3 protein-coding genes are annotated in these 9,579 nt (G+C 61.4%); all 3 read right to left on the bottom strand.

Going from position 1 to position 9,579, the window contains the following annotated elements; genetic code table 11:
- Nucleotides 1-179 precede the first annotated feature (179 nt).
- Nucleotides 180-2,072, bottom strand: coding sequence for a phage integrase family protein (locus DN412_RS41160; protein WP_115216762.1), 1,893 nt, complete (start codon nt 2,070-2,072; stop codon nt 180-182).
- An 874-nt stretch (nt 2,073-2,946) separates the two neighbouring features.
- Nucleotides 2,947-5,037: a hypothetical protein gene (locus DN412_RS41150; protein WP_115216760.1), complete on the bottom strand. Its 2,091-nt coding sequence runs from the start codon at nt 5,035-5,037 to the stop codon at nt 2,947-2,949.
- Complete coding sequence (locus DN412_RS41145) at nt 5,037-9,227, bottom strand: DEAD/DEAH box helicase (protein WP_115216759.1); 4,191 nt, start codon at nt 9,225-9,227, stop codon at nt 5,037-5,039. The genes DN412_RS41150 and DN412_RS41145 overlap by 1 nt, the downstream gene beginning before the upstream one ends.
- Nucleotides 9,228-9,579: the final 352 nt, after the last annotated feature.

Genomic DNA, 9,579 nt, shown 5'->3' with positions numbered 1-9,579 from the left:
GAAAGTCAGTGACGGTGCGCCGCTTCCAAAGTTCCCATCGTGGCAGCAGAACAAAACGCTGCTCGAATGGCTCCATTCGCTGTAGGGCCGAGGAGGTTACGCACGCCGTTTGTTGGTTGCGGGACCTCCACATCCTGTCCAAACTTTTATGTACAGTTCCTACGACCGAGAACCTTTGCCTATCGCGAGTGGGATTTGAGACTGCGCATAAAACCTTTCGGCCGGTAATAGATCGAGGTGGTGGCCAAGGATGCATGGCCGAGCTGGCTCTTCACGACATCGAGGGCCACGCCGGCGCTGACCGCGTGCATGCCGAATGCATGCCGCAACCAGTGGGCCGAGGCCTTCGCGAGCCGAGCCGCGCCAGCCGGATCTTCCTCTTCCAAGGCGGTAGCGGCCCGCCGAAAGAAGCGTTTGAGAATCGCATGCACTTGCTGGACCGACAGCGCCCCGGCGCGCTCGTCGGCCTTGACCCGCCCAAGCAAAGGTGTGGCCGGATGCAGCCGCCCAAAATCCTCGCCCAGCCCGCGATGCACGAGGTAGCGCCGCAGCGCGCCAATCGCGGCATGCGACACGTGCACCTCACGCTCAAGGGTCCCTTTGCCGGTGAAGACCAGCTCCCAGCTCCCACGCGGGTCGTCCTGCAGGTCGTGGTGGCGCAGGTCGCCCACGGTGGCGCGGGCTAGCTCGGCGATGCGCAGGCCCGTGGAATATGCGAAGCGCAGCAGGAACTGCAGGCGTACGCTGCGCGGGTCATCGGGCGGCAGGTCCGCGGCGCAGCGCTGCAGGAATGCCCACTGGGTCTTGCTGAAACTCCTCGCCACCTGAATTCTGGTGCGCGCGCTGCGCGGCTTGGACACCAGGGCGAACGGGTTGTAGCGCAAATACTGCGCCTCGACCAGCCAGCCGCACAGCCCGCGCAACACCGTGTAGCTCTGTCTTATGCTGGCCGGTGACAGCGGCCCCGCTAACGGGCGCCAGTCAAAGCGAAAACGCGGCACGCCGCGCGGCCCGACCCACCGGTCTGCCGGCTGCGGATCGGCCAGGAAGGCGAGGTAAGCGCTGCAGTCTTCGACCGTCAAATCGCTGAACGCCTTGCCCCGCGCGAACACCGCCCACAGCAAGAAGCGTTCGCTGTGGCAACGGTAGGTGCGCCAGGTCGGACCGTGCTCCGGCCCGCGGGTCATTAGCCACGCCTGGATCGCGGCGAGGTCGGTCTGCGCCGTCGTGCGCGGAATCGCGCCGGGGCCAGGCCGGTTGTGGGCGTGCCGGCCATCGCGGTCCTGGGGCAGCAGGAGCGCCTCGAGCGGCGCGATCATGGCGGCCGGAGGCCGCAGGGCCGCACGCGTGGTGACGGGCAGATGGCGGCGCGGCACCAGCGTGGCGGGCGCGAGCGCACCGAGCGCCGTGGCCTCGGCCGTCAGCCACGCGATCACGTGCCGGCCGGTCACGGCCCCGACCCGCGGCACCGTGCGGTACCAGCGTACGCCGCGCGCGGTCACGTGCGCGTGCAGGTCAGCCAGCGTGACCAGGCCCACCGCCTCCAGCCGCGCCGCCACCGCCGGCGCGAACCAGCCCGCCACGGGATCGGTCAGCGCCGGCGTCCGTGTCAGAGCTGGGCGAATGTACTCGAGCGCGGTCAGTTGCCGGGCGCGCACGCGTGCCGGCACGCCGGCGCCGATCGTCCGGAACAGTGCCTGCCACGTTTCGACGCTTGGCAGATGGTTTGAGCCGCGCGCCGCGCCCTCCGCGCCCTCCGCGTTCGACGCGTCGTCGGGCGGCGCCTGCAGCCGGCGCACGCCGCGCAGCAGTTCGGCTGCGATCGCCTGTTGCGCCAGACGCGCCTGGCGCCGGTCGCGGCCGGTCTCGAGATACCGTGCCCCCAGGTCGGCGAGGTCAAGCCCTTCCAGGATGCCGCGGTAGAACGCGAACAGGTGCGCGCCGAGGTGACGCACCGCAGCCACCGGCTGGCCGGCGCCGCGCCGGCGGCGGTCCTGGGGGCCCGGGCGTTCCGGGTCGGCAGGCGCGCCGGGCGGCGCCGGGCGGGGCGGGCTGGCAGGGTCGGAAGCCATACGGGCCCTCCTGAGGCAGCGGCGTGCGGGTGGTGCATGCACCGCTTGGGTGGCGAGACGCAGAAACGCCTGTGCAGATAGGTATTGATATCTCTATAGACGGATTTGCTGGTATTTCCCAGCTAGCTCCAACTCGCCTCTCGGCTCGGCATCCCATGCCTCGCCAGACGGCACCACCGGTGGGCCAGCGTCGGGTTGTGCCGCCTCGTGCGCGAGCGTGGCGCGGCGCCAACGACACCCGCACCCCGACGTCAGGGATGGCCCGGCACAACGGGAGCGATCCCAGCGGGCAGCCCTGAGCGCCAATCCCCCAGCCCAGCCACCGGCGCGCTTTGACCGCCGACACCAGCGGTCAGCGCCCGAGCGGTCGCGACCCTCGCCGCCAGCGCGCCGGCCTATCCCCGGCCAGCTCCCGGTCCCACCGCCCCTGCTGGGCCATTGCGCCATGCGCGTCAGGCGGCATGACGGACCGTTCGCCGGCTTGCCAGACTGAGCCTCATGCCGACGTCACGTACGAGGCAATGCAGTTGGGGGAACAAGTGCCGGAGGCCACGCTCCGCGCAACGAAGGCGGCGGCGAACCACCGAACGGTCGGGCGTCAGTGCCCAGATTTGGAAGGGATGCAGCACGCCGAATTGCATTGCGAGGACATCGTGCCGACACGCCCGTGGGCGTCCGGCCAGGCAATGGTCCGCTCGTAACCCAGCGCGTCTTGCCAAGATCGGTCCCGCGAGGCTAGTCGTGGCGAGCAAACTCGGTGGCAATGCCTGCGGCGGCGGTCCGGCACCGGCAGCGCCTGGCATCCTGGTATGCCATCACGCCGCAGCCGAGCCAAGCGTTCGGCCACACGGTCGGAGCGCAACGTCCCCCTTCCCTACGTGTCCATTCCGCCCAGGCTGGCCAGCTTCTCGAGCAATGACGCTTTGCTGGTTTCCTCTAGACGCAGGATGCCGCTCGTCAAGGTGGCGAGATAGAGCTTGACCACGTTTTGCCCGAGCAGGCCGCTTTCCACCGGCACACACCCGCTTCCGTTTGCCACGGGTGCTGGGTTGTGAAAGACCATGAGGTCATGCAGATTGGAGAAGCCCATGGCAACCTCTGCCGGCAAGAGGGACGGCACAAAGTATCGCAAGAACATCCCCCGGTCTTCGATGTACGCGGTGTCGCGCCACTTCCGCCCAGCGGCCTTGCCGGGCGACACATAGAACGGAAGCAATGCCCAGTCGGCACCGCGACTGAACACACCTGACGGTAACAGTCCCTCGTTGCGCGCCATCTCGTCGAGGGCCTGTTCAATACTCCCATACTTGGCATTGAGAAGAATCTTTGGCGCCAGCGCCCCGGTAATGCGCTGCAGGAACACCTGATTGGCGTCATCCACGACGAAAAAATGGTCCGCCCAGATTCTATTTTGCAAGCAGGGATACTGCCGGGTCAGCGCCTGTACCTCGCCAAGCCCTAGATCAGGATGGAATTCGCGATGGACAATCTGGATTGCGCCATTCCCCGCTCTTACCTTGACGATTGCAGCCATCAACAGCTTCTCGCCCTTCAGGCTGCCCAATTGCAGTGTCACCGAATCGGTGTGAATCAGGGTGAAATCACCCTCAACCTCGCACTGTGTCGGCAGCGCGACTTTGCCTTGAGCAAAATTGCATTTGATGCCCAATTCCAGCGCGCAACGACGCAGTTCGTACATTTTCTTCACGGGTACATCCGGCAGAACAACGGTGTCATGGTCCACCGAACAGTCCAGCCCCTGCAAGACCGGGTATCGAGGCTTGTCGCGACGATAGAGATGCACGTATTTCGCCCACGTGTAACGATCCACATCGTCTTGGGCCAAGATAGCAGTTGTCAGCCCGTGATAGGCCTCCCAGGGACGACTGCATGGATCGCCCTGTATGCGAACGCTGCCGAACGGCGCATTGGCCGGATTCAGGACCAGCAAGGCGGTACGGGCATCCACCAATTGAGTCCAGTCGGCATTCGTCGCCGGCAGCCCGGCGCGATAGAAGTCAATCCCACGAAACTGTAACCCATCAAAGCGCAGCGCCTCGATGATGCGCTCCCGGTCGCGATCGACCAGCCGCGCGCCGGTATTGTTCACAATCAGCACTGCGTGGTCCTGATGGGCGATCTCGGCAAGGGAGAGCCGTGGCAACGCGATGGTCTGAGACGGCGAGAATTTGGTCCGCTGATAGCGAACGCCGGATTCCTGCAGAATCGCGCAGAAGAGTTCGGTGATCCGGTTCAGCAAGAACAGTCGCGAACGCCGGAGCGACGCGTTGTCAAAGGTGATATCAAGCGGCCTGGACTTCCGCGCATCCCATTTTTGCAGGCGTGTCGGCGAAATGTTCGACAAGACAAAGCCAGCATCATGCTCATCGTCCGCCACGGTGCCGGATACCATTTCACCGGCCGCAACCTGCATCACTCGCGCTGACAAGGTCGCTTGTATTTCGTTATGCCGAATTCGAATGCCGAGCTCGAACGCCTCGATGCCCGTCTGCCCCTGCTTCGTGGTAAAACTTCGGGCGCCAAGATAGACATGCGGTCCGATGGCTTGCGCCCGCATGGCGTTGGCGCCGTATGCCGTCCGGTGCAGGAGTCCAGCCAGCAAACAGAGGTGGATCACGACCGCCGCGTTACTCTCCGCAGGCACCGTGGCCGCGGGGCCGGGTTTCAGGAAGAAATACTGCCCCTCCCCGGTGCCCCGCAGGAAGGGAATCGCATCCGGACCCAGCCCTAGCGGGCCCGCGATTTGTCGCTTGCGCGCCTGGATCCGAACGTCGGGATTTTTGCGATCAGCTTTCGCGAGCTCTGTGGAACCTACCGCCCAGTGTCCCTCCCCCCCGAGCCGAAGAAAGGCGAGCAACCGCTCTGCGGCGGCGTCGATGGAGTCGTCGACGCGAATAAAGTTAGTCCAGGCAGTGGCAATCTCGGCCGGGGTGTCGACAAACATTACGCTTCCCGCTTGACGGACGCCAACCGGCTTAGCAGATCGGCGTTGAGTTCGTACCGCAGCAGGTTCGCTTCATCACGTACGGCCACGAAAAGATTATAGAAATGGATGGGATACCCCTCGAGCGTTTCATCGCTGTGCGGTCGTTCCCCACACAAATTGATGTAGATGGGAATGATCCGCTTCCCGAGTAGACTGCCAACCCGCTGGGCGCCGCTAATCGTCTTTCGTCGCAGGGCCAGTGGCATCCGCAATGCTTCGGCCACGATCTGCACTTTCGGCACCGCCTCCATGCGAGTCCGCGCGCCCAGCATGCGATCGCTCCTGCGGTTCCAGTTCTTCAAATCGAGGGCGAGAATGACATCGCGCCCCTCAATGAAAATATCAAAGCGCTCGAAGATTGCCGCCGCGCCAGGGTGGCTCAACGGGTCGATCTGGCGAATGCCTGCCCGCCGCGCCAGGATTTCCTGCATGACCAGCTCGGCAAAATAGCCCTTGACATAATCATTGAAAAACTGCGGACGCGGCACCCATTCACTGTAGAGGGTATCAAAATCCAAACCAAGCTTGCGCTGAACTTCGGCAAACTCCGGGCACGACCGCAATGCGCGTGGTACCAAACGCTCGGCCGCGTCGAAGCGGCGGCCTTTGCCGTGATCGAGATCAGCATAGATGGCCAGCTCGCCGTATGCTCCCTCAACCAGAGCGCACAATGTTTCACCAAGCAATTCGGAGAGACCTGGTGTGGCGCTGATCACTTGACGCGCCTTCACCACGTAGCGTTCGGCCAAGCTGTTGGGAATGAAAAGGTTGCTGACAAAGTCTTGCCAGACCTTCTGGTCAAGGCCTTCCGGGTCCGAAGCAAGCGTAGCCAGGTAAGCCGCGGGATCGCGAAACATCAGCGGGCTGCGGATGCGCGCCCAGGCTTGACGGTTGGCATTATTGCGAAAGCCACGATAGATACGCCGGCTAGCGCGCAGAAAATCCCCTCCGGCGACGATTTCACGGGCAGCGTAGTCGGCCCACTCTGCTTCGGTCTCGAACATTCGGGTACGCCGAACGAACTCCTTGACATGTTCGTAAACCGCATAGTTTCCCGCTGACAAGCGTCGATGGAAGTCAGGCTCGACCTGATGAAAATGTGCGAGTTCTCGCACAAGCTCCTGGTTGATCAGGATCAACTGGCGAGCCGGCCGGTCTTCCACCCGCTCAACTCGCCCGATCGTCTGGACCATTTCGCGGCCGATCTTCCGAAGGTATTCATCGTAAAAGACGTCGTCTGATTCGTCTCTGAGCACCGCCGGCAAGTCCCGCAGATGATAGTCGGACAGTCGCCCGTCCAGATACAATCGCTGCTGCATGGCCTGCAGCCGTTCCATGTGTGCCAGCTCTTGGTGCGACACGCGATAGAGGCCATCGTAGTACGGCGACATCGCCAACATCAGAATGTCAAAATCCTTGATCGACGACGGGAGATGGCGTCCGTCCTGTTGCCGAATCGGCTTGCACTTGGGTGTCAGGTTTAACCCCCGATTGCCAGAGCGGAAGCTGCTGACCACTAGCAGCTTCTGTTCCCGTTCGTCGAGCAGGGACTGGAGCCGAGACTCGTCGACGTCGTCCTCACTAATTTCCCCGTCTGCAACCGGCGATGATTCCCCATCGCCCAACCGACGGCGCTCCTGCCCGAAGGAGGCGGTATAGAGGATCAGTCTGATAGGTTCCGGGGGGCCGCCGAACACGGCCGGATCGAACGTGTAGAGACCCTCAATGCGCTCGTCCGCCTCTACCCCCAGACCCCGTCGGGAGAGTCCATCCAGTATCAGCCGGAAGTTCCCTACGGTCTGCGTGAAGGCAATGGCCGATCGCTCCGGCCCCAGTGCCAGCCGCCACAACAAGGCGCAAAGGTATTTCAGTTCGTCGACCTTGTACGGATTACGCCCGATATGGCTCCCCTCGAACACCAGTTCATGGATGAACTGGTGCTCGACCCGATGAAAATGATCACCGGGCTCGATCCGCTCCAGATAGATTTCGCGATCAAATGCCTTCACCGCAGTTTGGCGCTTGGACGCCCGGTACTCGCGAAACGCTCGCATGAACTGGAATTCGCTGTCGGTCGGCCCTATCACCCTTCCGCCGGCCTCCTCCAGTTGCGCCCCCAAATAAGGCAACAGGAGACCACCCCAGCAGCCACCCATGCCACCGGTCGCGGACAGCACATATGCCAGGTTGCCCGGCAACTCGGGTTGCCTGCGCCGCTTCTGCGTCAAAAATTCGTCCAACATATCCTCCGGCGTCCGCTTCAGAACGGTCGCCGCGATTGACATGATGCGCATATCGTTCGCGTATTCCTGCCGGTGCATCGAATCTTCCACGATGCTCAAGGCGAACTTGGCGCGCCGAAAGACGGCCTCGGCCGTAAGCGGCTCATCCGGGGCCTCCTGAGTCAACTCCGGCAAAGCGTCCTTGGGAATGCGCCATCCGCCAATCTTGTTGCGATACATCGATAGCACTTTCCACTGATGATCGGATATGCGCGCCAGGGAAGCACCGAGGGGTTTTTGAATCCTCGTTCGCAGGATCACGCGGGTGATCAGCATCACGAACCGCAAAAACTCTCCCAGCGAAAAGCTGTTCTTCTGGCGCTGGACGTCCTTGTTCTCCTGCAAGCTCGCGGCAGAAATCAGTTCCAAATTGTTGTGCGCAAGCACCGGAGCGACGCGAATCTGTTCGAGAATTTCGTGTTCGTAGATCTCTAGCCGTTCATTAAAGAACAGATAGACCATGTCCGTTCGGAACTCACCGAGGCAACCGGTGTTGATCAGGATATGCTTTTTGTCGTGAAAAACGTTCTCCAGTCGACGATAGACGTCGAAGTCCGACTCCACCGCATTCCGGTCGGGCCACGGCTTGATCGTGTCCTGGATAAATCTCTTGACGGTCTCCAGGATCCTGAGCTTCTCCTCCAAACGTGAGAAGCGGTTGTCGACGTCATGCTTGCTCAGAAAATCTTCTATCAGCTTCCGCACCCATGACGGGCTAAAGCTGGCACAGCAGGGTATGCCCCGCATCGCTGCCACCTGATCGTCCAGGTCCGGATTGCTGACAATGGCTTCTTGAATCTTATCCAGCGAACGCAGTATTTCGCCGGAATTGTCGAATAGCTTTCTGGCAAATGCTTCGCTGTCATGTTCGGCATAAGCGGAAAAACTAGACAAATCGAAATGGTGGAAGAAGGAGTAAATGACACGGTGCAGATCAACATCCTTGTTTGTCAACTCCTTCTTTAGCGACTTCATGATAAATTGATGGGACTCCTCCTCTTCGTCGACAAGCAGGAGGAACCGCTCGGGACGCGCAGCCGCCCAGCCAAAGAAGGAATCCGCTTTGCCACGTACAAGCTTCGGGATATCGAGTTTGTTGCGCTCGACCGAATATACGGTAGGCTTGCTAGCAAATTTGCTGGTGGTAGAAACGAAGATGCCTGGTTGCTGGTCGAACAAATTCAGGGGAACAAGCCTGAGCAACATGGGGCGGAGCTTGCTATGCTGAAAGAGTCCGGCAGCATGCTCATTCAGCAATTCGTGCTCGACGATTGCGGCGCAAACGTAATTCAGGTCGCTCCAGATGCGGCTCATGGCGGACTTCATTTCGTTCACCACATCCTCAGAGGGGATCAGCTTGAGGATGTCGCGCGCACGGCGATACTTGAATACCGCTCCTTCGATCCGCCGCAAGCGCATGGCGGGCGTAATCCGGGTGGACGGTGGTTCGCCCTGGTCGTCCACCAGCGCGTCGTCGGTCTCTTCGAAGGGCAATTCCCTATCGGCGATAAAATACTGCTTCGCGGCCGTGCAAAAGGGCACGACTTCTTCCAGAAGCGTGTCATCGTTTTCAAAATCGCTACGGGCATAGATACGGTAAATCGGGATATCCAAACCCAGTGACTGCAGTGTCTGCGTGACTTCAGGAATGAACTCTTCGATCAGGCGCTTAAGCGGGGCCACATAAATGGGAATGACCTGGTCTTGATGAAATGCGTCCACCACCAGGCGACTGGCGGCGCGGGTCTTCCCACTCCCAGTCGGCGCGTAGACACCTTTGAGAACCGGCGCGCCGCTGCGTAACCACTGACGCAGCGGCGTCTCGAATGAATCCTCCGGGAATCGTGGCCGATTCAATATGGTCATGGACCTCCGCGGACTGAGCCATTGCCTTTTGTAACCGCATTAGTCATCTGCAATGCCCTTGCAGACGGCGGAATCGAAAGCCTACCGACGCCAGTGGAAGCCGCAAATAGGCCATTTGACCGAGATGGCATCCATCTCTACGCGCATCAGCCTTGATCGGAGACGCTTCGGTGCCATTCCTGGCCCCCACTGATTATTGCCCTCAAGCTTCCGAGGGCGAGAGTGCTTTCTAGGAGATTGTCGGATTTTCGGGGATCTCCAGTCGTCCGGCGGGACGGGTTGAGCGTTGATAAATTCACTGTTCGCTGAGTGAGCCCATAGATGAGTCGTTTCGTGCCCGTTGATCGTCAGA

Origin of the sequence: Cupriavidus lacunae, assembly GCF_003353055.1 — a bacterium.
GTDB classification, from domain to species: Bacteria; Pseudomonadota; Gammaproteobacteria; order Burkholderiales; family Burkholderiaceae; genus Cupriavidus; species Cupriavidus lacunae.
This window is presented reverse-complemented; position numbering and strand designations above follow the sequence as displayed.

What these genes read in the sequence shown, in the direction of transcription:
- DN412_RS41160 (WP_115216762.1), bottom strand. Translation starts at nt 2,072, where the DNA reads ATGGCTTCCGACCCTGCCAGCCCGCCCCGCCCGGCGCCGCCCGGCGCG.
- DN412_RS41150 (WP_115216760.1), bottom strand. Translation starts at nt 5,037, where the DNA reads ATGTTTGTCGACACCCCGGCCGAGATTGCCACTGCCTGGACTAACTTT.
- DN412_RS41145 (WP_115216759.1), bottom strand. Translation starts at nt 9,227, where the DNA reads ATGACCATATTGAATCGGCCACGATTCCCGGAGGATTCATTCGAGACG.